The organism is Mariniflexile litorale (assembly GCF_031128465.2).
Taxonomy (GTDB): domain Bacteria; phylum Bacteroidota; class Bacteroidia; order Flavobacteriales; family Flavobacteriaceae; genus Mariniflexile; species Mariniflexile litorale.
Window position 1 is genome coordinate 2,419,075 of the sequence record NZ_CP155618.1, and the last position, 24,748, is coordinate 2,443,822.

A 24,748-nucleotide genomic window follows, 5' to 3' on the forward strand; every position below is an offset into this window, starting at 1 on the left:
TAGGTACAGTCGTAGACCCTTCAGGATTTTAAAACCTGAAGGATCTTACTCAAGAATTAATTTTTCATTTTCAATATTTATAACAACTTTTCTTTGCTGATGAGTTTCTATAAAGTTAGTTAAATCATCAAACAAATTGATTACTTCTTCTCTTTGTATGTGTGTTTTAGCTTGTGATATTATGGATTGATATGATGAATGTTTATAGGTGCTAAAATCGTTATGAATTTGGTGGTTTTCAGGATTCAAGTGAATATATAAAACCAATGTTTTAAGATATTCTTCATTTGAAATACATATTCTTTTAAAAGGCTTTTCAAGGAGACTTCCTGTGCGATTATATTTCTTATTGATTGCTTTTGTGTATGCATTAAATAAATTTGACAATTTTTGGGAAGGTGTAGCGCAATCTTCATTAATTTTTAATAATAGATGAAAATGATTTGGTAAAAGACAATAGCTGAAAATTGAAAAATCTGGAATAAGATGTTTTTTGATTAAATCTAGAAAATAGGTGTAATTAATATCTTCTAAGAAAATATTTTGACCGTTGTTTCCGCGATTGTATATGTGATAATAATGTTCTGTTACCAGTTTTTCTATTTGCATTTTTTCTATTTTAAAACAGAAGATTTATTAGAGTTATAGACCCTTCAGGTTTTTAAAACCTGAAGGGTCTTATTAAATTAACAACACCCACCTCCATCATAATGATAAGTAGATTCACTAATAAATATATCGTCTCTGTTTAATGAGGCTAAAGCACCTGCGGTTTTATCGCAAATGGCTAAAGGTTGGTTTTTTAATAACACATGACCTAGCTTATCATCAAAATAATCGTGTTCACCATAGTAAATAGCGGCTTTGCCTGTAAATATGCAGGGGCCATCGCTTGGCATGGGGTCTTTGATTGCTGCTACTTCTATAGACTCAATATATATTAATTCATTTGTTGGATAGTGTTTTGAATCTAGAATGCGGTATGGTTTTCTTGCTCTAATTTCAATGGTTCCAAAACCAGCATCGGTGAGTGCTTTTACATAGTCTGCAATAGGTAAACTACCACTTAAGCATAAAGCGCGCAAGCGATCGTCGTTTCTAAGTTCCTCATTCATTTCTTGCTCACAGGTGGGGTCGCTCATTACTAACCTACCATGTGGTTTTAGTACGCGGTACATTTCGGCAATGGCTTGCTTTAAATCATCTGCTTTGAAAATATTGAACAGGCAATTTTGAGCAGCGACATCAATACTATTATCTTTCACAGGAAGATTCATAGCGTCGCCTTTTTTGAGGTCTACAAAATTGCTTTTAAACCAAGAATTTAATGTTTCGGCTTCTATGAAGTTTTTGCGGGATGCTTCTAACATTTCATCCACCACATCAATACCAACTACGCCGCCTTTTTGACGGTTGAAATAAGCAAATTGTAATAATTCCATACCACCGCCCACACCAACATATAACATTTTTGGGTTGTTGGTTAAATCGCGGGCATGTACTGTAGAACCGCAACCATAATTCATTTCCTGCATTATTTTTGGAATTTTTAATCCAGGTAATTCCCAAATAGGGTTGGTGGTACAGCATAAGCCAACATCTGGAGTTAATGCTGCTTCTTTGTAAACGTTGTGTGTGGTTTCTAGGTAACTCATTTATAGATGTCTTAGACTTTTAGATTTTAGACTTGTTAGATTATTTAGACAACTTAGATTGTTAGATAGTTTGTTTTCAGACCTCACAGGTTTTTAAAACCTGTGAGGTCTTGTTTTGCGTTAGGGATTGCAGCGGAAAGCCCACAGTGAGATACGAACGAGGACTTGTAGCGTAAAGCCCGACCCTTGTGGTAACGCCCAAATGCTATATTGTTTTTATCAATTCTTTAAATAATGTAATCATGTTTGGTTCTGCTTTTTCTGCCATGGCAATAATTTCGGTAATATCTACAGGTTTTAAGTTGTTTGGGTCGCATTCGTCAGTAAGAACTGATACCGCAGCTACTTTTAATTTTAGATGATTTGCCACAATAATTTCCGGTACAGTGCTCATACCCACAGCATCGGCACCTAAAATTTTTAGCATGCGGTATTCGGCGCGGGTTTCCAGTTGCGGGCCAACAACACTGGCATAAACACCTTCGTGTAATGTAATGTTATTGGTTTTAGCGATGGTTTTAAATTGAGAATTGATTTCAGCATCGTAAGGTGCACTCATATCGGTAAAGCGTTCTCCCATTTTTTCAACGCCTTTAAAAGCTAGGGGAGAGCTGCCTTGAAGGTTGATGTGGTCTTCAATAAGCATCAATTCACCTTTTTTAAAATTTAAATTGATGGCACCCGCAGCATTGGAAATTAATAGGGTTTTGATGCCTAATTTTTCCATGATGCGCACTGGATACGTAACGTCTTGCAACGAGTAACCTTCATATATGTGAAAGCGCCCTTGCATAACCACGACTTTTTTACCTTCAAAAGTGCCGTAAATTAATTTTCCTTTATGGAACTCAACGGTGGCTGTTGGGAAGTTAGGAATATGGTTATAACTAACTTCATTTATAAGGTCGATTTCATTTACGAGCTGTCCTAAACCAGTGCCTAGTATAATGCCGATTTCGGGGTTGTCGAATCCTTTACCTTGTAAATATGTAACGGTTTCTTCTATTTCTTTAATCATGTAACTTTTTAATATGGTGTTGTAAATCTAAATTTGATTGATACGCTTTTGAAGCAATTAAATCTTCGTAAGTATCTATATCATTTAATGTCTCTAAGGTAGTGAATAGGATGTTATTTTCTTCTAAATCGGTTAAGGTTTCTTCTAGTAATTTAGGTTCGCTCCAAGATTTATTATTGAAAATAAAATGATACATATTTGAGAGCCCTAATAAATAATAGCCACCATCTTCTGCTGGACCAATAACTACTTTGTGCTTTTTTAAAGCATCAAAAGCGTTATTAATAGTTTCTTTCTTTAGATCTAACAAATCACTACCTATAATAATTATTTTTTCATAACCCATTTGAAACAACTCTAAAAATGCATTTTCCATTTTAGAACCCAAATCATCACCTTGTTGTAATTTTTTTCTAAAAACAGTAGCATCCCAAATATCATTTTTTTGAATGGAATTGGAGTAAAATACAAATCGATCTACTGGAATTTCTTTAGAAACATGGGCAGTATGTTGCAATAGGGATTTGTATATGTATAGAGCAGATTCATCACCTATGCTTTTAGCTAACCGTGTTTTACATTTTCCCAATTCTGGATTTCTAGTAAAAATAATGAGTGCATTTTTTGAGGTAGGAAAATAGAAGTTTGTAGCCATCTCTCGAGTTTCATTGTTATTATTGCTTAAAATCCCCATGACTGTTCTTTTAAAAATTGCACTTAAGCCACACTGCCTTGACAACTGCTTCCTGCACCTGCCGTACAACCATAACAGTGTTGCGAAATAACAATATTTCTACCTTCTAGTAAATCTTCATTATAGTCTGAAATGTGTTTCACTTTACTGTTTACAGGTAGTTCTAACATTTGATTAAAATCACAATCAAATAAATAACCATCCCAACTAATAGATAGCGTATTGGTACACATAACATTTGCTACGGCACTTGGGTTGTATGCTTCCACTAGTGAATACATATAATCTTCATAGTTTTCAGAAGCAATTAGATAATCTAAAAACCTGCTTATAGGTAGATTTGTGATAGCAAATAGATTATGAAATTGTATATTAAATTCTTCTAGAAGTGATTTTTTAAAATCTTTTTCTAATGATTTTTGATTGCCTGGTAAAAAGGCACCTGATGGGTTGTAAACCAAATCCAATCGCAAATTGCTGTTGGGCATTCCGTAACCTACGGCATTTAACATTTTTAAAGCTTTAATAGAGGCGTTAAAAACACCATCTCCCCGTTGTTTGTCTGTTTTTCCTTTAGTCCAATGAGGCATGGAACTTGCTACGTGCACATTATATTTTTTGAAAAACTCAGGTAAATCGTTATATTTTTTATTAGCGGTAATTATGGTTAAGTTAGAACGAACAATAAAATCTTTAATACCAGCTTTGGAGGCTTCTTCAACAAACCAACGGAAATTGGGATTCATTTCAGGTGCACCACCTGTTAAGTCTAAGGTATGGGCGCCTGTGTTTTTGATGACTTCCAGACACTGACTCATAGTGTCCCGTGTCATGATTTCTTTGCGATCTGGACCAGCATCTACATGGCAATGCGAACAAACCTGATTACACATATAGCCCACATTGATTTGTAAAATTTCAAGTTTTTTAGCTTTTAGTGGAAATTGCCCAGTTTCAAAAATTTTATCTTTAAAAGTTGGCAATTCCCCCTTTTGAAAAATACCATTTGATAAAATTTCTAATTGTTTATTGCTTTGTGCTAATTCGCTTTTGCGTTTATGTAGGGATTTAATCATTAAAGTTTTAGGGTTTCAAAGTTGTCTTCCATAGTGAAATCGAGAGGATGTAATGTTCTCAATTTCATTCGACACTAATTTACATATCTAGCTTATTCACTTTATTCATCATTTGTACGCCATGTACTAACGATGCGCCACCACGAATGGCTGCGGCGACATGGAGAGCTTCCATCATTTCTTCTTTGGTAATGCCTCGTTGCAAGCCATCGCCTGTATAGGCGTCAATACAATATGGACATTGAATGGTATGGGAAACAGCTAAAGCAATTAACGATTTCTCTCTTTCAGTCAGTGCGCCTTCTTCAAAAACTTTGCCGTAGTAATCGAAAAATTTAGCTCCTAATTCTTCATTCCATTCAGAGATTTTTCCAAACTTTTTTAAATCGGCAGGGTCGTAATATGTTTTTTGCATAAAGTGTTTTTTATAAAGATAAAAATCTATTGGTTTTAAGTCGGAGGATATTTAAATACTTAACAAAAAAAGTTCATTATTTAATTTGATAAATAATGAACTTGATTGTTATGTAAAGTTCTGAAACTTTTATTGTTTTATTAAACTTCGAGAAATTACGATTTTTTGAATTTCAGAAGTACCTTCATAAATCTGTGTAATTTTGGCATCTCTCATCAACCGTTCTACATGATAATCTTTAACAAAACCATTGCCACCATGTATTTGTACTGCTTCTATAGAATGTTCCATCGCTACTTTCGATGCGTATAATTTAGCCACGGCACTCGATACATCGTAGTTGTTGCCTTGGTCTTTATCCCAAGCGGCTTTCATTACTAAATGGCGTGCTGCTTCAATTTCGGTGTACATATCGGCTAATTTAAAAGCGATGGCTTGGTGGTTGCATATTTCAGTCCCAAAAGCTTTGCGCTCTTTTGAGTATTTTAAAGCCAATTCAAAGGCCCCCGAAGCAATACCTAAAGCTTGTGAAGCGATGCCTATTCGACCACCAGATAGTGTTTTCATGGCAAATCTAAATCCAGAACCATCGTCGCCAATTCTATTTTCTTTAGGAACTTTGACATCGTTAAATTGTAAGGTATGTGTGTCGCTTCCGCGAATGCCTAATTTATTTTCTTTTGGTCCAACATGAAAACCTTCCATGCCTTTTTCAACAATAAAAACATTAATACCATGCGAACCTTTATCTCTATCTGTTTGCGCTATTACTAAATATACATCGGCTCGTCCACCATTGGTAATCCAGTTTTTTGTGCCATTTAATACATAGTGATCCCCTTTATCAATAGCCGTCGTTTTTTGAGACGTTGCATCACTACCAGCTTCAGGTTCGCTTAAACAGAAAGCGCCAACAAACTCGCCCGTTGCCAATTTTGTTAAATATTTTTGTTTTTGTTCTTCAGAACCAAACGCTTCAAAACCATAACATACCAATGAGTTATTAACAGATACAATAACTGAAGCAGATGCATCAATTTTTGATAATTCTTCCATAATTAGCACATAAGATATAGCATCCATGCCACTGCCACCATATTTTGGATCTACCATAATACCGAGAAAGCCTAAATCGCCCATTTTTTTTACTAACTCCTTTGGGAAATGTTGATTTTCATCACGTTCAATAACACCGGGAAGTAATTCTGTTTGAGCAAAATCACGAGCGGCGTCTCGTATCATAATATGTTCTTCGGAAAGATTAAAATTCATAATTCTCAATTAAGATGATGATTCATTAAAATATATTTACAAATATAGCTTTTTAGTGTTAATTATTTAATGAGGATTGTTATTTTTGTTCCATATGATAAAAGACGAATATAAAGTTGTGGGTGTTATGTCTGGCACATCATTAGATGGTGTAGATTTTGTTTACGCCACATTTAAATTTGATAAAACTTGGCATTTTAAAATTATTTATTCTGAAACTATAGCTTACAATTCACAATGGGTGGAAAACCTTAGAGGGCTGGTTTCTTTTAACTTAGAAGGCTTAAAAGAAATGGATAATAATTACACCAATTTCTTGTCCATGCGCATTGCAGCCTTTATAAATAAATTTGAAATTAAAAATATTGATGCTATTTGTTCGCATGGTCATACGGCACTGCATCGGCCAGAAAAAGGGTTGACGTATCAAATAGGTAATATGCCGCATTTAGCTGTATTGCTAGAGCAAACAGTAGTTTGCGATTTTAGAGTGCAAGATGTTGAATTAGGCGGACAAGGGGCGCCTTTAGTGCCAATAGGTGATAGATTATTATTTTCTGAATACGATTTTTGTTTGAACTTAGGTGGGTTTGCTAATATTTCTACCGAGATTGACGGAGAACGTATTGCTTATGATGTATGTCCTGTAAATATTGTTTTAAACAGTTATGTTAAACAATTGGGGTTTGATTATGATGATGAAGGCAAGATTGCTTCAACAGGAACTATTAATGATGAATTACTTGAAAAATTAAACAACCTAGAATTTTACAAAGCAAATTACCCAAAATCTTTAGGGCTTGAATGGGTAGATAAATATGTTTTTCCACTTGTAAATGCCTTTCAACTAGAAATAAAAGATGTTTTAAAAACATTCGTAGAGCATGTGGCTATACAGCTTGCTTGTGAAATAAACAAGAAAAAGGAAGCGACTGTTTTAGCGACTGGCGGAGGTGTTTATAATGCCTATTTAGTAGAGAGACTAGAAGTGTATTCCAAAAATAAAATTATCATACCATCAAAATCTATTGTAGAATTTAAAGAAGCTTTAATCTTTGGTTTCTTAGGAGTTTTAAAGATTCGCAATGAAGTGAATTGTTTAAAAAGTGTTACAGGTGCAAGCAAAAATCACAGTTCAGGCAGGATATATCTTCCTTAAAAAATAATGTAAAATTAACCTCGACGGGTTTTAGTTTTTTATATTTGTTTAATTAATAATTAAAATGCTTTTTTTAAATGACTCAATTTTTGAGGTTTGTTAATGTGAAATACAGTGAACTAAGAAAATTAAAACTAAAAACAGAATCAATCGATACAGTTGTAAAATAATTATTTACAAGAAATTACTAAGATAATGCATCCAAAATTATTTTAATAGAAAGGGTTTTCAATCCTATAGTTGTTATTGATAGTTAAAACAAAGTGTACTCTATCTAACAGTTTGTTAGGTAATGCGTTGTTGCCAATATGATTATGGGTTTATAAAATATAAATGTACTGTAATTCAAGGTGTTGTGAATATGGGTGTTGTAGCTGTATTTTATTTGTCTGAAATGCGTGCAAAAGTGGTTGGAATTAGCGATATTGCAAGCGTTTTATTTCATGAAGAAAGCTTTACTTTTAAAGAGATTACAAATCTATTTTTGGTGAAATCGGGAAATATTTTAGTATACAATTTAAAACATATATAGTAACCAATCTAAAATTGACATGAATGCGACCGCTTTTGAAATAGCATTAAGTCAATTTATATAATTTATTAATTTTTATGGAAGCAGCAATTATTTTAGTATTTGTAATAGGTTATTTGGCAATTACGCTAGAACACAATCTAAAAATAGATAAACTTATACCAGCATTAGTGATGATGGCTATTTGTTGGGCATTAATATCATTAGGTTTAGACAGTTTTCCTAATTGGTTTGATTCGGCTAAACATAGTTTAGTTGACGGTTTTGCAGGTTTTGCACCAGAAGAAAAACTTCATTTAATGGAAGAAACCTTATTGCATCATCTTGGAAAAACTGCTGAAATACTAGTATTTCTTTTAGGAGCAATGACTATTGTAGAAATCATTGATTACTTTGATGGGTTTGCAACTATAAAAAACTTTGTAAAAACTAAAAAGAAGACAAAAATATTATGGCTTTTTGGCTTTTTAGCATTTATTTTATCAGCAATTATCGATAACCTTACTGCAACGATTGTGCTTATTTCAATTCTTCAAAAAATTGTAAAAGATAGAGAAGTTCGTATATGGTTTGCGGGTTTAATAATAATTGCCGCAAATGCAGGAGGTGCTTGGTCTCCTATAGGAGATGTTACAACGACGATGCTTTGGATTGGTAAAAAAGTGTCTACAGGTCATTTAATGGGCTATTTATTAATTCCATCATTTTTGTGTATGGCAGTGCCAACTTTGATAGCTTCTTTTCTTCCAGCATTTAAAGGAGATTTAGAGATTGAAGAAGTAGAAGAAAAAAAGAAATCAAAATTTGGGAGTACTATGTTGTATTTAGGCTTAGGGGCCATTGTATTTGTGCCAATATTTAAAATGGTAACACACCTGCCTCCATATGTAGGTATGATGTTATCTTTGGGTGTTGTGGCTGTTTTTGCAGAAATATATAGCTCTTCAAAATTTAGTATCAGCGATTTCAATGATGCGGCAGAGAGTGATGCCCATGCACACCACAGTCCAGTACATAGTTCTTTATCAAAAATCGAATTACCTAGTATATTATTTTTCTTAGGTATTTTAATGGCAGTTGCTGCTTTAGAGTCTTTAGGTGTTTTATTTGAATTTGCCGATTCATTAAAAGAAGGTATGCCAATGCTTGGAACCGAGCTGCATCATTCAGGAGTGTCCGATTTAGTGATGTTGTTATTGGGAGTTGGTTCAGCAGTTATTGATAATGTACCTTTAGTCGCAGCGAGTTTAGGGATGTTTTCAGAGCCCATGGATAATGAGCTTTGGCATTTCGTAGCATTTTCTGCCGGAACAGGAGGTAGTATGTTAATTATAGGTTCTGCAGCAGGTGTAGTTGCTATGGGAATGGAGAAAATTGATTTTTTCTGGTACTTAAAGAAAATTTCATGGCTTGCAGCAATTGGATTTTTAGTAGGCTCGGCAGCATTCATGGTAACCAGAACATTGTTTTAATACCCTTGTCATTTTTAAATAAAAAGAATCAATAGTATCTATTTTATACTTAAACAAAAAAAGAATCGTTATACACTTCAAGAAATATATTTTTTATGCTGAATACATTATTACAAAATACACAAGAAGGAGCAGAGTTGCTTACGGATGAGGTACCTGTTCAAAAAACACTTTCAATTATAGAATTAATTAGTAGTGGTGGAGTTGCAGGACAATTTATCATTGCTTTACTTTTTTTAATGCTGGTAGGAGCCATTTATATTTATTTTGAACGCATGTTTGCTATAAAAGCAGCATCACAAATAGATGGAAATTTTATGAATCAAATTAAAGATCATGTATCCCATGGGAAAATTGATTCCGCGCAAATACTTTGCGCTCAAGTAAATTCACCCGTGTCTAGATTAATTGGTAAGGGTATTTCAAGAATAGGAAAACCTTTAGCCGATATTAATACAGCTATAGAAAATGCAGGTAGACTAGAAGTTTATGGTTTAGAAAAAAACGTAAGTGTTTTAGCTACAATTTCTGGAGCCGCTCCAATGATTGGATTTTTAGGGACGGTTATTGGTATGATCTTATCCATATTTGAAATTGCAAATTCTGGTGGACAAATTGATATTAAGTTACTTGCAGATGGGTTGTATACAGCTATGACAACTACAGTAGCAGGTTTAATTGTTGGTATTGTAGCTTACATGGCTTTTAATCATTTAGTTGTGAAAACTGACAAAGTGGTATATCAAATGGAAGCTAATTCCTTAGAGTTTTTAGATCATTTAAATGAACCTACATAAAAAATGAATTTAAAAGGTAGAAATAAAGTAACGCCAGAATTTAGTATGGCCTCTATGACAGATATTGTTTTTCTGTTACTCATTTTTTTTATGTTAGCTTCAACCTTGGTAACTACCAATGCTATTGATATACTATTGCCAAAAGCTAGTGGAAAAACCGAGAACAAGAAGTCTATAGCGGTTAGTATAAAAGCAGATTTAACTTATTATATAGACCAAAAGCGAGTAGGTGAAAGCGTTTTAGAAAACGAATTATTAGCAGCCTTATCTTCAGAAGAAAAGCCAACCATTGTTTTAAGAGCTGAAAAATCAGTACCTGTTGAAAATGTAGTTAAGGTCATGGATATTGCTAACCGAAACAAGTTTAAAGTTATACTAGCAGTACAGCCTAATTAATTCACTATTGCGTAAAACGGCACGATTTTAGATTATTCTAATCAAAGAAATCATTAATCCAAATGAAGTATTTCAGAACCATTCATGAAAAGAATTCAGCAAAATTAACAGCATTAATTTCTGTTATAATATTGCTGCTATTATTTGTGGTTGGGGCGCCTTATGTTGATCCACCAGAGGAATACGGGATTGCAGTAAATTTTGGAACAACCGATTTTGGTTCAGGAACCGTACAGCCACTAAAGCCGATTAAATCTGAACCAGTAAATATTAATAAGCCAGTAGAGGTACAACCTACTAAGGCGGAGCCTACAAAAGCAGCTGAAGCAAAAGAAGAGGTTTTAACAGCCGATAATGCTGAGGAAATTGCCATAAAAAAGCAGAAAGAAGTTGAGGCGAAAGCCAAAGCAGCTGCAGACGCCAAGGCTAAAGCAGAAGCCGATAGAATCGCTAAAGAAAAGCGTGAGTTAGAAGAAAAAAAGAAAAAACTAGATGCCTTAATTGGGGGTGTTAGTAAATCGGAAGGAGCTGCAACTGGAGGTGAAGGTGATGATAATAAAGCAGGTGATAAAGGGCAGTTAGATGGTGATCCGTATGCGCCAAGTTATTTTGGTTCTGGCGGAGCAGGTAGTGGAGGCGTTGGTTACGGGCTGAATGGTAGAGGTAAGCCTCAGTTTAAAAAACCTGAAGGTTGCGATAATGAATATGGGTTGGTTGTAGTAAGTGTTGTAGTAAATAAGAATGGAAACGTAATTGAAGCTATTCCAGGAGCAAAGGGAACTACAAATATTACCGACTGTCTCAGACAGGTTGCTAAAATTTTTGCTATGTCAATTAAATGGCCTGCAGACTTAAATGCACCAGATAGACAAAAAGGTTTTGTACAAATAAACTTCACATCAAATTAGAGCAATAAACATGACGTATCAAGATACATTAAATTGGATGTTTTTACAACTGCCAATGTATCAACGACAGGGCCAATCGGCATTCCGAAAAGATTTGTTAAATACCATAAAGTTAATAGAACATTTACAGCATCCAGAAAATAATTTCAAAAGTATTCACGTAGCTGGTACTAATGGTAAGGGCTCTACAAGCCACATGCTAGCTTCTATTTTGCAGGAAGCTGGTTATAAAGTGGGTTTATATACGTCACCTCATTTAAAAGATTTCAGAGAGCGCATAAAAATTAATGGGAAGGTTGTTAGTAAGCAATTTGTTAGTAGCTTTATACAGCGAAATAAATCATTTTTTGAAGCAAGCTCACTGTCTTTTTTTGAAATGACCGTAGGTATGGCTTTTGAGTATTTCGCAAAAGAACATGTTGATATTGCTGTTATTGAAGTGGGGCTTGGTGGTCGATTAGATTCCACGAATATTATAACCCCAGAGGTGTCTGTTATTACAAATATTGGTTTGGATCACACACAGTTTCTTGGTGATACTTTGGAAGCCATTGCTTTTGAAAAAGGTGGTATCATAAAACCAAACATTCCAGTAATTATAGGTGAAACTCAAAAAGAAACAGCAGCTGTTTTTAAAGAATTAGCAAATAAAAATAAATCTAAGATTGTGTTTGCTGATAATGAAACTGAAGAGGTATTTACTTCCGATTTAACGGGATTGTACCAATCTAAAAATATCGTTACTGTTGTTCAAACAATAAAAGAGCTTCAGCAGAAAGAATTTAACATAACGCATCAAAACATAAAAGCTGGCTTATTAAGTGTTGTGAAGAATACTGGTTTAATGGGGCGTTGGCAAACATTACATACCCACCCAAAGGTAGTTTGTGATACTGGACATAATAAAGAAGGCCTAAGTTATGTAATGCAGCAATTATCAATTGAGGTATTTGATGCCTTACATATTGTTTTTGGAGTTGTAAATGACAAAGACCTGACCTCTTTAATAGATTTATTACCAAAAAATGCTACTTATTATTTCTGTAAACCAGATATTCCTCGTGGATTGGATGCTAAGGAGCTAAAAAAGTTTCTCAACACTTATAACCTGAAAGGAGAGGCTTATGATTCTGTTAATGAAGCATATAAAACTGCTTTAAGCGCGGCTTCTCTAAACGATTTTATATTTATTGGAGGGAGTACGTTTGTGGTAGCAGAAATAATTTAAATTTTTATTAAAAAAGTTTTTGCAGATTGAAAATCTAGCTTATATTTGCACACCGATAACAAGGGCAATTAGCTCAGTTGGTTCAGAGCATCTCGTTTACACCGAGAGGGTCGGGGGTTCGAATCCCTCATTGCCCACAAAAAAAATCCTAAAGTTTTTCTTTAGGATTTTTTGTTTTATATAATATTTATCTTAATAAAAAATAATTTAGAGCAACTCCAAAATACGTTCCAAAGCCATGCCTCTGGAACCTTTAATTAAAAGTGTTGCCTTGTCAATTTGAGACATATCAAAATTGTTTTTAAAAACATCGAAAGTTTTAAAGTAGATTATTTTTTTTGGTTTAGTGGGGGTATTATTGAAATTTTCACCTATTAATATGATCTTGCTGAGATTTAATGTTTCTAATAATTTAACAATGTTTTGATGTTCCAATTCAGCATCTTGTCCTAATTCAAACATGTCGCCTAAAATTGCTATTTTGTTGGTGTCATTTAATTTTTCAAAATTTAATAAAGCAGCTTGCATGCTGGTGGGATTTGCATTGTAAGCATCTAGAATGATTTTATTTGTTCCTTTTTTTATGACTTGCGAACGATTATTTGTTGGGGTATAATTTTCTATACCAGTTTTTATGGATTCAATATCAACTTTAAAATAAGTAGCTATCGTTATTGCTGCAGCTATATTGTTGAAATTGTATTCGCCCATTAAATGGCTGTTAATAGTTAATTCATTATAGCTTATACTTACATTTGGCTGCGCTTCAATAAAATTAATTTGAACATCAAAATCAGTATTATTTCCAAAGGTAAATGTATTTACATCTTTGGTTTTTTCTAATTGAATAGGATCGTTTCCATTTATAAAAATGGTTTTATTATTTTCAATTAAAAAATTGTAGAGTTCGGTTTTAGCTTTAATAACACCTTCAATACTTCCAAACCCTTCTAAATGTGCCTTTCCAAAATTGGTTATATATCCATAGTCTGGTTTTGCTATGTTGCATAAAAATTCGATTTCTGTTAAATGATTTGCTCCCATTTCAATAATACCTATTTCAGTATTTTTATTCATTGAAAGCAGGGTTAACGGTACGCCTATATGATTATTTAAATTACCAATGGTTGCGGTTGTTTTATATTTTTGTGAAAGGGTAGCATTAATAAGTTCTTTTGTTGTTGTTTTCCCATTACTTCCTGTAAGAGCTATAATAGGGACATTTAAAAATGTTCTATGAAATGCGGCTAATGCTTGAAGTGTTTCAAGTACATTACTCACTAAAATTGTTTTAGCTGATGTTTTAAATTCAGTTTCATCAATAATAGCATATTTCGCACCATTCAGTATGGCTTGTGCTGCATATGTATTGCCATTAAAATTATCGCCTTTAAGGGCGAAAAACATATCGTTAGGTTTAATCTTTCGGGTATCAGTACATGCGCTATGGCATTCTAAGAAAAGATGATGTAGTTGTTCTATTTTCAAAGGTTGAAATGGTATAAGGTTTCAGAATTAAATGTATTAAAAAAGTCCTAACATTTGCTAGGACTTTTTTAATTATTTACAAGAAGTTATTAATTCTTGGTTTTATTTTTTTCTTTAGATTTTGAACCTACTCTAGACATAGCGCATCTAAATCCAATATAATCGGTAGCCATATCTTGAGGGAAATAACGTCTTTGAGCTGGGTCTAACCAATACTCTCTGTCTTTCCAAGAACCACCTTTGTAAACTCGAACTTCATCATTTATTAAAGAAGATCTCGTGTTAGATTTATCATATTGTCTCACTATCTTTCCTGAAGAGTCTCTAGTAATGATATTTTTAGGAGAGTTGTACATTTTACTTGTTTGAGAACCCTTAAGATTTCCATTCTCGTCGCCTTCATCATTAAAACTTTCATAATTACGAGAAGATCGTTTGTCGCCATCTCTAAAGTTTATTTCATTACTCTTATCAAAGTTGGTGCGTAAATAAGTTTCGTTTTCATCAATAGGTACTTGTAATATTTCACCTGGTAAGTCTCTAGCTACTATTTTACCGTTTGAAAGGGTGTCGTAAACAATATCATCAACAGTTACTACTTTTACAGTACCATCCTCATTAATAGCATTTTTAGTATAAACGTTACCACGATAGTAGTTAAAATCGTTAAACTCATCATCAATAATTGGTCTGTAAACATCGGCCACCCACTCGGCAACATTACCTGCCATATCATATAAACCAAAATCATTAGGTTCGTAAGATTTAACGGCATTCGTAATATCGGCACCATCGTCGGACCATCCAGCAATGCCACCGTAATCACCTTTTCCTTGTTTAAAGTTTGCTAATTGGTCGCCTCTAAATTTACGAGAACCATTACGTGTATATTGACCATCCCATGGATATTTTTTACGACCACGGTATAGATTGTAGCTTCTTATTTCACTTAATCCTAAAGCGGCATATTCCCATTCTGTTTCGGTTGGGAGTCTATACTTAGGTGTAATTAAGCCTGTTTCTCTAGTAGCATAGATATTGGTTTCGTTGCCATCCGCATCCGTTCTAGCAAATCTTTTGTTACCTCGTTCAGGGTTAATAACTTCTTCGTTTCCACCATATGTTAGTGTAGGCGCATTAATGTAAGTGTCTGTGCTGAAAGTAGATTCAGGATTTACATCAACTATTTTAGCATCACGTTTTAAGTAACCTGCTTGCTCTAAATTATATTCGTTAACACGATCTGATCTCCAATTTGCAAATTCAACAGCTTGTATCCAACTTACACCAACAACTGGGTATTCACCATAACCTGGGTGACGTAAATAGTTTTCTGTCATAACTTCATTAAAACCTAATCGGTTTCTCCAAACAAGTGTGTCTGGTAAAGCACCGTGATAAATGGCTCTAAAATTCTCGTCTGATGGAGGATAAACACGTTTAATCCAATCCAAGTACTCCATGTACATAGCATTGGTAACCTCTGTTTCATCCATATAAAACGATTGAACGTGTTGTTGGTTAGGAGTATTATTCCAATCGTGCATCACATCATCTTGAACACGGCCTTTTGTAAAAGTTCCACCTTCAACAAATACTAATCCTGGAGAGGTTTCTTGTTCTTTAAAGTCGGTATTGTACTGAAAACCGCCTTCTTTAGAGTTAATTTGCCATCCGGTAGCTCTAGAACTATTCTTTGAACTCGAAGATTTTTTACATCCAGTTGTAGCCATTGTTAACGCTAAAACCAATAAAACCTTGAATGCTACTACTTTTTTCATATCCATACGTTTAAGTAAGCTAATAATATTTTTGGTGGTGCAATATAAGAATTAAACCGAATACCGCAAGCTATTTTTTGTAATTTGTCTAAAAAAAAGTGCATTTCACCCTATTTTTTAATCATTACAACGATGTTTTAGCCCTTTTTCACCGTTCATTTGAGTTATATTAACGTATGATTTACTCATTTATTATTGTATTTTTGTCTCAGTTTTTAATTTTGTTATTTTTTTTAATAATAACACGGCATTCATAATGTTATTTTAGCAATGAAAGAGAAAATTTTACTTTTATTATGTATGAGTTGTTATGTTGTGTTTGCGCAACAACAAAAGTTCTCTATTAATTGGGAGTCTTCTCAAAAGATTTCTGGGGGCACTTATACATTGGAGGTTCCGTCGTTTAATAAAGAAAACTTTAGTTTTGGTTTTGATGAAGGATTGCAGTTTGTTGCACAATGGTCTGTTTCAAATAGTGTAAACGAATCTTCAATAGCTGTGAGTCATATTTCTTATGCACCTATTTCTAAAAGCGAGTTAAAGGATTTAGATGTTAATACTATTCCAACGCAATTAATATTTACTTTAAAAAATGCTGTAGCAAGAGATAAGCAGTTTGCTGTTTTTCAATTGTCGCCTATTATAAAAGGAGCAAATGGGACTTATAGAAAAGTTACTTCTTTTCAAATTGATTATGCATCAGGCGGTGGTGGTAATAGAATTTCTTCATTAAATAAAATAAGTAAAATACATGCTATTTCAAATTCAGTATTAAGCAGAGGAGAATGGTATCGGTTTTATATAGATACCACGGGTGTTTTTAAATTATCCAAAAATTTTTTACAGCGGTTGGGTGTAAAAGTAAATGATGTAGATCCAAGAACCATTAAGTTGTATGGTAATGGTGGACGCATGATTCCAAATTCAAATGCTGTTCCGTATCCGTTTGATGTTGAGGAAAATGCTATAAAAGTTGTAGGTGAAACAGATGGTGTTTTTAACAATGAAGATTATATTTTGTTTTATGCCCAAGGACCAAAAGGATATAATTTAGAAAGTAACACCAATATAAATTGTTTTACCGATAAAACATACTATTATATTAATATAAGTTCGGGTTCCGGAAAACGCATTCAACCATTTGTACAACCAAGTGGTCCAATCAATTTAGTAATTAATACGTTTGAAGAATATAAATTTCATGAAATAGATCAATATAATATAGCCTTTTTGGGTAGACGCTGGTTTGGTAACCGATTTGATGTTGATACTAATAAAACGTTTAATTTTGATTTTCCAGATTTGATAACGACAATTCCTGTGAGGTTGAAGGTTTATGTTGCAGCGGCTTCATCAACCCAAACTTCTATGAAATTGGCAGTAAATGGCGCTCCTATATCTACGTTGTCTATAGCAGGTGCGTCCAATCCAAGTTTAGCAAATGAGGCTGTTTATAATGGTACAGTTAATGTAAATGCTTCTAAAATATCGGTAGGTTTAAATTACGATAAACAAGGAAATCCAAGCGCTTTAGGGTATTTAGATTATATTTCTATTGAAGCTACTCGGGCCTTAAATTTTAATAAGAAACAATTTCAATTTAAGAATAGCGTGGTCTCTTCAGTATCTGGTATTGGTCAATATACTATTACGAATGCGTCGCAAGTTTCAGAAGTTTGGGATGTGACCGATATTTATAATGTATCTAATTTATTAAATACAGATTCGGCTCCAACCCTAAATTTTACAGCAACAATGGGTGTATTAAAAACTTATGTAGCCATAACATCTCAAGATTATTTCGAGCCGAAATTTGATTCTAAAACAACGCTAAGTAATCAAAATATAAAAGGAACTGTATTTTTAAATAATCAACGAGAATTTCAAGATGTCGATTATATTATTGTGGCACCCGATAATATGCTTATTCAAGCAGAACGATTAGCTCAAATAAATAGAAATCAATATAGCTTAAATGTAAAAGTTTTTGGTTTAAATGAAATTTATAACGAATTCAGTACAGGGAATCAAGATATAGGAGCTATTCGAAATTTAGTAAAATATGTTTACGATAATGCGAGTTCTCCAGAGAAAAAAATAAAGTATTTATGTTTATTTGGCGATGGTTCTTTCGATTATAAAAATAGAGTGCCTAATAATACTAACATTGTGCCTTCATGGCATTCATACAGTAGTTTTAATTTAACAGGTTCGTTTGTTTCGGATGATTTCTATGGTATGATGGATGCTAATGAAGGCACAATGGCAACAAGCGATAAGTTAGATATCGCTGTTGGAAGAGTTTTAGCTGATACACCACAACGTGCAAAAGAATTGGTTGATAAAGTCGAACAATATTACTCAAAAGAATCTTTAGGTAGCTGGCGAAATAATTTTATTACCGTTTCAGATGATGTCGATAAAGATTGGGAAGGTATATTGCAAAAAACCACCGATAGTATTGGTGATTTAGTTACACAGAAAAAACCATTTATAAATGTGGTGAAAATTCATAGTGATGCTTATAAGCAAGAAACTTCAGCAGGAGGTAATAGGTATCCGCAAGTAAATACCGAGTTGGCAAATGCGATTGATAATGGTGCTTTGGTAATTAATTATTTTGGACATGGAGGTGAAGATGGCTTAGCTCAAGAGCGTATTCTGTTAAAAACCAATATTGAAGATTTTCGTAATTATTATAAATTTAATTGTTTTGTAACAGTGACTTGCGAATTCACTAAATTTGATAACCCTTATAGGGAAACAGCAGGCGAACATACTTATTGGAACAAACAAGCGGGTGCTATTGGTTTAATAACTACAACCAGACAGATATTTGTGAATTTTGCTATTACGTTTAATAATTTATTAGGACAATATTTGTTTTCATATAGTGATGATGATGGGTATGAAGATTATGAGTATCCATCTATGGCAGAAGCTTTAAGGTTAACAAAAAATAATCCTTCTATTACAGGTCAAAGTCAAAATCGATTAATTTTTTATATCGGAGATCCTGCTATGAAGTTGGCATTTCCAAAACCTAATATTCAACTTACGAAAATTAATAATGTGCCTATTGGACAAGCTACAGATACTTTAAAAGCTTTAAGTTACGTAAAACTTGCGGGTGAGGTAACAGGTACTTCTGGAAATTTGCTTACAAATTATAATGGCACACTTTCAGTAACCATTTATGATAAAGACATTGATAGACAAACATTAGCTAACGATGGTACTGTTTTAAACGGACAATTAGTAAAGCTAGATTTTAAAACCCTTGGGGAAATTATTTTCAGAGGACAGGCATCTGTAAAAAATGGTCAGTTTGAATTCGATTTTGTGGTACCAAAAGACATTAGTATACCCGTTGGGTTTGGTAAAGTGAGCTTTTATTCAAAAAATGAAACTTTATTAGAAGACCAAACTGGAGCAAGCGTGAACACTGTTAGAATTGGCGGCTTAAACAATAATGCCGAAGAAGACAATATAGGGCCTATTATAATGCTTTATATGAATGATGAAAACTTTGTATCTGGAGGTATTACAAATGAATCACCTACATTACTAGTAAAGTTAGAAGATGCGAATGGTATTAATACCGCAAGTGGAATTGGGCATGATATTGTAGGGATTATTGATGGCGATGAAACAAACCCCATCGTTTTAAACGATTATTACCAAACTGAAGTAGACAATTATAAAAAGGGAGTGGTGAGTTTTCCGTTTAGAGATTTAGCGCCTGGGTTACATACTTTAACAATTAAGGCTTGGGATGTGTATAATAATTCATCAATAGCTGATATTCAGTTCGTTGTGTATGATAAAGATGAAATTTTACAAATAAACAACGTGCTTAATTACCCAAATCCTTTTGTGAATTACACTGAATTTTGGTTTAATCACAATAGTTCGGCACCTTTAAACGTTTCTATACAAATATTCACTGTCTCAGGTAAGCTGGTAAGAACCTTAAATGGGCAAACTTCTGGTGGCGCAATAACTAATAGTTCATTATCAAGAGATATTGTTTGGGACGGTAGGGACGATTTTGGAGATAGAATAGGAAAAGGTGTTTATATCTATAAGTTAACTGTTCAGTCAGAATTCCTCAATAAAAAAGTAGAAAAAATAGAGAAACTTGTTATACTCTAATAAAAATTTATATTTGTTAAACTAAAACTAATTCATGAAGAACCAACTACTACTCTTAATAGTATTTGTTTTCGTTTCAAAAGCGAGCGCACAAGAAACTATTATTTTTCCAAATCAAGATAGAAGAGTTATTACAACAGGAATACCTTTTTTGCTAATTGCTCCAGATGCTAGAGCCGCTGCAATGGGGGATATGGGTGTTGCAACGTCTGTAGATGCTTTTTCACAGCAGTGGAATTCATCAAAATATGTATTTTCAGAAGCTAAGTCTGGCATAGGAGTTAGTTACACACCTTATCTAAGTAAGTTAGTGAATGATATTTTCTTAGGAAATGTTACTTATTTTAATCGTTTGGATGAAAAAAGTGCGTTTGCAGCTAGTTTAAGATATTTTTCTTTAGGAGATATTGAATTTGTTGATAATGAATTTGATGAACCTAGAATTCAAAGACCAAGTGAGCTTTCTCTTGATGTGTCTTATGCGTTACGATTATCAGAGCAATTCGGTATGTCGGTTGCCATGCGTTATTTACGTTCAGATTTAAGAATACAAGGTGTTGATAATGATGCATCAGCAGCAAGTACTTTTGGTGTAGATATTTCAGGATACTATCAAAGCGAAGAAGAAGCTTATACTGATTTTAATGGTCGTTGGAGGATGGGATTTGCAATTCAAAATATTGGACCTAAATTTAAGTATGATGCAGGAGGGCTTGAAAATTTTCAACCTACAAATCTACGTTTAGGAGCAGGCTTCGATTTTATATTCGATCAATATAATAAAATAGCAGTAACTGCTGAGATTACAAAATTATTAGTACCCACACCACCTGTTTACGGTTATGTTGATACGGATGGTGATGAAGCACAAGGGGATGATGAACCAACTATTATTGCAGCAGGTAAAGACCCCGATGTAAACTTTTTATCGGGTATGTTCCAATCCTTTGGTGATGCTCCAGATGGTTTTAGTGAAGAGTTAAAAGAATTTACATGGTCGCTAGGAGCAGAATATGTATATCAAGATTCATTTGCTTTTAGAATGGGTTACTTTAACGAAAGTGAAGATAAAGGCGCTAGGAAATTTTTAGCCCTAGGAGCTGGCTTTAAAGCGAATGTGGTCAATATAGATTTATCGTATTTATTTTCGGCATCCAAAGTGCAAAGTCCTTTGGAAAACACCTTGCGTTTTTCGTTAACCTTTAATATTGGTACAGGAGAATACAATGAGTATTAACTAGATACTAAATAAATGATATAAAAAAAAACTATTGCAAATCGCAATAGTTTTTTTGTCTTAAATAGTTTTTTAACTTTATTAAAAAGAAATATATGAAGGAAGTGAAAATTGAATCTACGTTATATGTTTTTGAATCTATTGGAGAACTTCCGAAAGAGGCCGCATTTTTAATGCAAAAAGCCTTTGAGGCTAGAGATAAAGCATATGCGCCTTATTCAAATTTTAATGTTGGCACAGCCATACTTTTAGATAATGGTGAAATTATTACGGGTAACAATCAAGAAAATGCCTCATATCCATCAGGGTTGTGTGCCGAACGGACTGCAATTTATTACGCAGGATCTCAATATCCCGATGCTAAAGTGGTAAGAATGGCCATTTCTGCCACTTCAAAAAATAAACCAACGTTAAATCCTATTCCGCCATGCGGTGCTTGCCGACAAGCTATTGCCGAATATGAAATAAAACAAGAATCACCCATAGAAATTTATTTTATGGGTGAAACTGGAAAAGTTGCAAAATCCACATCGTTAGCTAATTTGTTACCGCTTGTTTTTGACAAATCTGTATTGTGATATTTTGTGAATTTGATAGTTTTTTAAATAATTTAAACGATTGAAATTTTTAATACATTAATATTCATTGTCAAAAATTATTAAAAAAGCAATTTAGGGAGTAAAGAGCTGTTTTTTATTATATTTTTTAGACTTTAAGGACATTGCATTTTTGCAATAAGCCACAATGTATTACTTTTGTATTTAGCGAAATTAAAATTCAATAGGAGTCAATGCAAAAAATCACAAAAGAGGTTTACCTCAAATGGTATGAAGACATGTTATTCTGGAGAAAGTTTGAAGACAAACTTGCTGCCGTTTACATTCAACAAAAAGTAAGAGGATTTCTTCATTTATACAATGGTCAAGAAGCTGTTTTAGCAGGTGCTTTACATGCTATGGATTTGACAAAAGACAAAATGATTACTGCTTATAGAAATCACGTGCAGCCAATAGGTATGGGGGTAGACCCTAGACGTGTTATGGCAGAATTGTATGGAAAAGTTACAGGAACCTCTAAAGGTATGGGTGGTTCTATGCATATTTTTTCAAAAGAACACCGCTTTTATGGCGGTCATGGTATTGTAGGAGGTCAAATTCCTTTAGGTGCTGGTATCGCATTTGGTGATAAATACCATGATAGTGATGCGGTAACTTTATGTTGTTTTGGCGATGGTGCTGCAAGACAAGGCTCACTTCATGAAACATTCAACTTAGCAATGCTTTGGAACCTTCCAGTAGTATTTGTTTGTGAAAATAATGGATATGCGATGGGAACATCTGTCGAGCGTACTGCAAACCATACCGATATTTGGAAACTAGGTAAAGGTTACGAAATGCCTTGTGGCCCCGTTGATGGGATGAATCCTATTAAAGTAGCCGAGGCGTTTGACGAAGCAATACAACGTGCGCGTCGTGGTGATGGACCAACCTTTTTAGAACTAAAAACATACCGTTATAGAGGGCATTCTATGAGTGATGCACAGCATTATAGAACGAAAGACGAGGTTGCTGAATACAAAAAAATCGATCCAATTACTCAAGTGAAAGATGTTATTTTGGAAAAGAAATACGCAACCGAAGAAGATCTTAAAATTATAGATAAACGTGTGAAAGATTTAGTGGCTGAATGTGAAAAATTCGCAGAAGAATCTCCATATCCAGAAGTACAACAACTTTATGATATGGTTTACGAACAAGAAGATTATCCATTTATTAAACACAAAATATAAGTTATGGCAGAAATTATAAATATGCCGCGTTTAAGCGATACGATGGAAGAAGGAACTGTTGCTACTTGGTTAAAGAAAGTGGGCGACAAAATAAGTGAAGGCGATATTTTAGCTGAAATAGAAACGGATAAAGCGACTATGGAGTTTGAATCGTTTCATGAAGGCACACTACTCTACATTGGTATTCAGGAAGGTGAAACAACTAAGGTTGATGAACTTTTAGCTATTATTGGAGAAGAAGGTGAAGATATCTCCGGTTTAACAAATGGAGGTAAAACTTCTACAGAAGCACCTACTTCAAAAAGTAAAGAAACACCTGAGGAAAAAGCAGCTACTCCTGAAAAGGAAGAAGATGCGACTTCTAAAGAAGAAGAGACTGTGAGTGCAGAACTGCCTGAAGGAGTCATTGTTGTGTCTATGCCGCGTTTAAGCGATACCATGGAAGAAGGTACGGTTGCTACATGGCTTAAAAAAGTAGGTGATAAAGTTTCAGAAGGTGATATTTTAGCTGAAATAGAAACGGATAAAGCGACTATGGAGTTCGAATCATTCCAATCAGGTACTTTATTACATATAGGATTACAAGAAGGAGAATCCGCAAAGGTTGATTCTTTGTTAGCAATTATAGGTCCGGAAGGAACTGATGTTTCTGGTGTGGTTGCTAATGCATCAAAATCAGTACCTACCACCAAAAAACAAGAGGCTCCAAAACAAGAAGCTCCTAAAGCGGAAACAAAAGTAGAAGCGCCTAAGGTGGAAGCAAAAGCAACGAAACCTGCTACAAATGGATCTGCTAGCGGTCGTTTATTTGTATCACCATTAGCTAAAAAAATAGCAGAAGAAAAAGGTATCAATTTATCACAAGTAAACGGCTCTGGTGAAAATGGACGTATTGTGAAAACCGATATTGAGAATTTCGTTCCTGCATCATCTGGTGGACCAGTAGGTAAATTTGTGCCAGCAGGACAAGAAGATTTTGAAGATGTTTCAAATTCGCAAATGCGTAAAGCGATTGCCAAAGCATTAACAAATTCTAAGTTCTCTGCACCTCACTATTATTTAAGTGTAGAATTTGATATGGAAAATGCCATTGCATTCCGTACACAATTCAATACAGTTCCAGATACTAAAATATCTTATAACGATATCGTGGTTAAAGCCTGTGCTTTAGCATTGAAACAGCATCCTCAAGTAAACTCACAATGGTTTGCAGATAAAATGCGTTTAAACAACCATGTCCATATTGGTGTGGCAGTGGCTGTTCCAGATGGTTTGGTAGTACCAGTAGTGAAATTTGCAAACGAGCAAAGTTTGCAACAAATTGGTTCTGCTGTTAGAGATCTTGCAGGTAAAGCTAAAAACAAAAAACTAACGCCTGCCGAAATGGAAGGTAGTACGTTTACTGTTTCTAATTTAGGTATGTTTGGTATTGATACGTTTACGTCCATTATCAACCAGCCTAATTCAGCTATTCTTTCTGTTGGAAATATTGTTGAAAAACCGGTGGTTAAAAATGGACAAATAGTAGTTGGAAATACTATGAAATTGTCTTTAGCTTGTGATCATAGAACGGTTGACGGTGCAACAGGTGCTCAATTCCTTCAAACTTTGAAAGGCTATATTGAAAACCCGGTAACGATGTTAGTATAACAAATTTCTGCGAAAGCATAAATCTT

21 protein-coding genes and 1 tRNA gene are annotated in these 24,748 nt (G+C 34.0%); 13 read left to right on the top strand and 9 right to left on the bottom strand.

Features of this window, described 5'->3' with window-relative positions:
- Positions 1-45: 45 nt before the first annotated feature.
- The 7 genes from QLS71_RS09865 to QLS71_RS09895 all read right to left on the bottom strand — a co-directional run bounded on the left by QLS71_RS09865 (position 46) and on the right by QLS71_RS09895 (position 6,130).
- The gene (locus tag QLS71_RS09865) at positions 46-609 is read right to left on the bottom strand and encodes a transposase (protein ID WP_308990926.1); all 564 of its coding nucleotides are present in this window, start codon (positions 607-609) and stop codon (positions 46-48) included.
- A gap of 77 nt (positions 610-686) precedes the next feature.
- Positions 687-1,655 (bottom strand): arsenosugar biosynthesis arsenite methyltransferase ArsM, encoded by a 969-nt coding sequence (arsM, locus tag QLS71_RS09870; protein ID WP_308990925.1) that lies wholly within the window; start codon positions 1,653-1,655, stop codon positions 687-689.
- A gap of 205 nt (positions 1,656-1,860) precedes the next feature.
- A complete protein-coding gene (locus QLS71_RS09875; RefSeq protein WP_308990924.1) occupies positions 1,861-2,673 on the bottom strand; it encodes a purine-nucleoside phosphorylase in 813 nt (270 codons plus the stop codon).
- Complete coding sequence (locus tag QLS71_RS09880; RefSeq protein WP_308990923.1) at positions 2,666-3,367, bottom strand: TIGR04282 family arsenosugar biosynthesis glycosyltransferase; 702 nt, start codon at positions 3,365-3,367, stop codon at positions 2,666-2,668. The genes QLS71_RS09875 and QLS71_RS09880 overlap by 8 nt, the downstream gene beginning before the upstream one ends.
- A gap of 23 nt (positions 3,368-3,390) precedes the next feature.
- Positions 3,391-4,443, bottom strand: coding sequence for an arsenosugar biosynthesis radical SAM (seleno)protein ArsS (gene arsS / locus QLS71_RS09885; RefSeq protein ID WP_308990922.1), 1,053 nt, complete (start codon positions 4,441-4,443; stop codon positions 3,391-3,393).
- 79 nt (positions 4,444-4,522) lie between these two features.
- Complete coding sequence (locus tag QLS71_RS09890; protein ID WP_106660819.1) at positions 4,523-4,858, bottom strand: arsenosugar biosynthesis-associated peroxidase-like protein; 336 nt, start codon at positions 4,856-4,858, stop codon at positions 4,523-4,525.
- 129 nt (positions 4,859-4,987) lie between these two features.
- Positions 4,988-6,130 carry an acyl-CoA dehydrogenase gene (locus QLS71_RS09895; RefSeq protein WP_308990921.1) on the bottom strand — a complete coding sequence of 381 codons (1,143 nt, stop codon included), beginning with the start codon at positions 6,128-6,130 and terminating at the stop codon, positions 4,988-4,990.
- 94 nt (positions 6,131-6,224) lie between these two features.
- Between QLS71_RS09895 and QLS71_RS09900 the strand changes: the two genes are divergently transcribed.
- The 8 genes from QLS71_RS09900 to QLS71_RS09935 all read left to right on the top strand — a co-directional run bounded on the left by QLS71_RS09900 (position 6,225) and on the right by QLS71_RS09935 (position 12,759).
- Positions 6,225-7,289, top strand: coding sequence for an anhydro-N-acetylmuramic acid kinase (locus tag QLS71_RS09900; protein WP_308990920.1), 1,065 nt, complete (start codon positions 6,225-6,227; stop codon positions 7,287-7,289).
- A gap of 292 nt (positions 7,290-7,581) precedes the next feature.
- A complete protein-coding gene (locus tag QLS71_RS09905) occupies positions 7,582-7,821 on the top strand; it encodes a hypothetical protein (RefSeq protein ID WP_308990919.1) in 240 nt (79 codons plus the stop codon).
- Positions 7,822-7,898: 77 nt separating this feature from the next.
- Positions 7,899-9,293 carry a sodium:proton antiporter NhaD gene (gene nhaD / locus QLS71_RS09910; RefSeq protein ID WP_308990918.1) on the top strand — a complete coding sequence of 465 codons (1,395 nt, stop codon included), beginning with the start codon at positions 7,899-7,901 and terminating at the stop codon, positions 9,291-9,293.
- 95 nt (positions 9,294-9,388) lie between these two features.
- Entirely contained in the window at positions 9,389-10,090 is a 702-nt protein-coding gene (locus QLS71_RS09915; protein WP_308990917.1) for a MotA/TolQ/ExbB proton channel family protein, read from the top strand.
- A gap of 3 nt (positions 10,091-10,093) precedes the next feature.
- Positions 10,094-10,486, top strand: coding sequence for a biopolymer transporter ExbD (locus QLS71_RS09920; RefSeq protein ID WP_308990916.1), 393 nt, complete (start codon positions 10,094-10,096; stop codon positions 10,484-10,486).
- Between the two features lie 62 nt (positions 10,487-10,548).
- Positions 10,549-11,394 (top strand): energy transducer TonB, encoded by an 846-nt coding sequence (locus tag QLS71_RS09925; RefSeq protein WP_308990915.1) that lies wholly within the window; start codon positions 10,549-10,551, stop codon positions 11,392-11,394.
- Positions 11,395-11,404: 10 nt separating this feature from the next.
- On the top strand, positions 11,405-12,622 hold the full coding sequence (locus QLS71_RS09930) for a folylpolyglutamate synthase/dihydrofolate synthase family protein (protein WP_308990914.1): 1,218 nt from the start codon (positions 11,405-11,407) through the stop codon (positions 12,620-12,622).
- A 62-nt stretch (positions 12,623-12,684) separates the two neighbouring features.
- Positions 12,685-12,759 (top strand) — tRNA-Val (locus tag QLS71_RS09935).
- A gap of 70 nt (positions 12,760-12,829) precedes the next feature.
- Here QLS71_RS09935 and murF read toward each other — a convergent pair.
- Together murF and gldJ are read right to left on the bottom strand one after the other, a co-directional pair.
- The gene (gene murF, locus QLS71_RS09940; RefSeq protein WP_308990913.1) at positions 12,830-14,110 is read right to left on the bottom strand and encodes a UDP-N-acetylmuramoyl-tripeptide--D-alanyl-D-alanine ligase; all 1,281 of its coding nucleotides are present in this window, start codon (positions 14,108-14,110) and stop codon (positions 12,830-12,832) included.
- 89 nt (positions 14,111-14,199) lie between these two features.
- Positions 14,200-15,897 (bottom strand): gliding motility lipoprotein GldJ, encoded by a 1,698-nt coding sequence (gene gldJ / locus QLS71_RS09945; protein ID WP_308990912.1) that lies wholly within the window; start codon positions 15,895-15,897, stop codon positions 14,200-14,202.
- Between the two features lie 294 nt (positions 15,898-16,191).
- Between gldJ and porU the strand changes: the two genes are divergently transcribed.
- From porU to QLS71_RS09970, 5 genes are all read left to right on the top strand, one after another.
- Entirely contained in the window at positions 16,192-20,046 is a 3,855-nt protein-coding gene (gene porU, locus QLS71_RS09950) for a type IX secretion system sortase PorU (protein WP_308990911.1), read from the top strand.
- Between the two features lie 34 nt (positions 20,047-20,080).
- Complete coding sequence (gene porV, locus QLS71_RS09955) at positions 20,081-21,283, top strand: type IX secretion system outer membrane channel protein PorV (protein WP_308990910.1); 1,203 nt, start codon at positions 20,081-20,083, stop codon at positions 21,281-21,283.
- Positions 21,284-21,378: 95 nt separating this feature from the next.
- A complete protein-coding gene (gene cdd / locus QLS71_RS09960) occupies positions 21,379-21,861 on the top strand; it encodes a cytidine deaminase (RefSeq protein WP_308990909.1) in 483 nt (160 codons plus the stop codon).
- A 212-nt stretch (positions 21,862-22,073) separates the two neighbouring features.
- Complete coding sequence (pdhA, locus tag QLS71_RS09965; protein WP_308990908.1) at positions 22,074-23,072, top strand: pyruvate dehydrogenase (acetyl-transferring) E1 component subunit alpha; 999 nt, start codon at positions 22,074-22,076, stop codon at positions 23,070-23,072.
- Between the two features lie 3 nt (positions 23,073-23,075).
- Positions 23,076-24,722, top strand: coding sequence for a pyruvate dehydrogenase complex dihydrolipoamide acetyltransferase (locus QLS71_RS09970; protein ID WP_308990907.1), 1,647 nt, complete (start codon positions 23,076-23,078; stop codon positions 24,720-24,722).
- Positions 24,723-24,748 lie beyond the last annotated feature (26 nt).

What these genes read in the sequence shown, in the direction of transcription:
- QLS71_RS09865 (WP_308990926.1), bottom strand. Translation starts at nt 609, where the DNA reads ATGCAAATAGAAAAACTGGTAACAGAACATTATTATCACATATACAAT.
- arsM (WP_308990925.1), bottom strand. Translation starts at nt 1,655, where the DNA reads ATGAGTTACCTAGAAACCACACACAACGTTTACAAAGAAGCAGCATTA.
- QLS71_RS09875 (WP_308990924.1), bottom strand. Translation starts at nt 2,673, where the DNA reads ATGATTAAAGAAATAGAAGAAACCGTTACATATTTACAAGGTAAAGGA.
- QLS71_RS09880 (WP_308990923.1), bottom strand. Translation starts at nt 3,367, where the DNA reads ATGGGGATTTTAAGCAATAATAACAATGAAACTCGAGAGATGGCTACA.
- arsS (WP_308990922.1), bottom strand. Translation starts at nt 4,443, where the DNA reads ATGATTAAATCCCTACATAAACGCAAAAGCGAATTAGCACAAAGCAAT.
- QLS71_RS09890 (WP_106660819.1), bottom strand. Translation starts at nt 4,858, where the DNA reads ATGCAAAAAACATATTACGACCCTGCCGATTTAAAAAAGTTTGGAAAA.
- QLS71_RS09895 (WP_308990921.1), bottom strand. Translation starts at nt 6,130, where the DNA reads ATGAATTTTAATCTTTCCGAAGAACATATTATGATACGAGACGCCGCT.
- QLS71_RS09900 (WP_308990920.1), top strand. Translation starts at nt 6,225, where the DNA reads ATGATAAAAGACGAATATAAAGTTGTGGGTGTTATGTCTGGCACATCA.
- QLS71_RS09905 (WP_308990919.1), top strand. Translation starts at nt 7,582, where the DNA reads ATGCGTTGTTGCCAATATGATTATGGGTTTATAAAATATAAATGTACT.
- nhaD (WP_308990918.1), top strand. Translation starts at nt 7,899, where the DNA reads ATGGAAGCAGCAATTATTTTAGTATTTGTAATAGGTTATTTGGCAATT.
- QLS71_RS09915 (WP_308990917.1), top strand. Translation starts at nt 9,389, where the DNA reads ATGCTGAATACATTATTACAAAATACACAAGAAGGAGCAGAGTTGCTT.
- QLS71_RS09920 (WP_308990916.1), top strand. Translation starts at nt 10,094, where the DNA reads ATGAATTTAAAAGGTAGAAATAAAGTAACGCCAGAATTTAGTATGGCC.
- QLS71_RS09925 (WP_308990915.1), top strand. Translation starts at nt 10,549, where the DNA reads ATGAAGTATTTCAGAACCATTCATGAAAAGAATTCAGCAAAATTAACA.
- QLS71_RS09930 (WP_308990914.1), top strand. Translation starts at nt 11,405, where the DNA reads ATGACGTATCAAGATACATTAAATTGGATGTTTTTACAACTGCCAATG.
- gldJ (WP_308990912.1), bottom strand. Translation starts at nt 15,897, where the DNA reads ATGGATATGAAAAAAGTAGTAGCATTCAAGGTTTTATTGGTTTTAGCG.
- porU (WP_308990911.1), top strand. Translation starts at nt 16,192, where the DNA reads ATGAGTTGTTATGTTGTGTTTGCGCAACAACAAAAGTTCTCTATTAAT.
- porV (WP_308990910.1), top strand. Translation starts at nt 20,081, where the DNA reads ATGAAGAACCAACTACTACTCTTAATAGTATTTGTTTTCGTTTCAAAA.
- cdd (WP_308990909.1), top strand. Translation starts at nt 21,379, where the DNA reads ATGAAGGAAGTGAAAATTGAATCTACGTTATATGTTTTTGAATCTATT.
- pdhA (WP_308990908.1), top strand. Translation starts at nt 22,074, where the DNA reads ATGCAAAAAATCACAAAAGAGGTTTACCTCAAATGGTATGAAGACATG.
- QLS71_RS09970 (WP_308990907.1), top strand. Translation starts at nt 23,076, where the DNA reads ATGGCAGAAATTATAAATATGCCGCGTTTAAGCGATACGATGGAAGAA.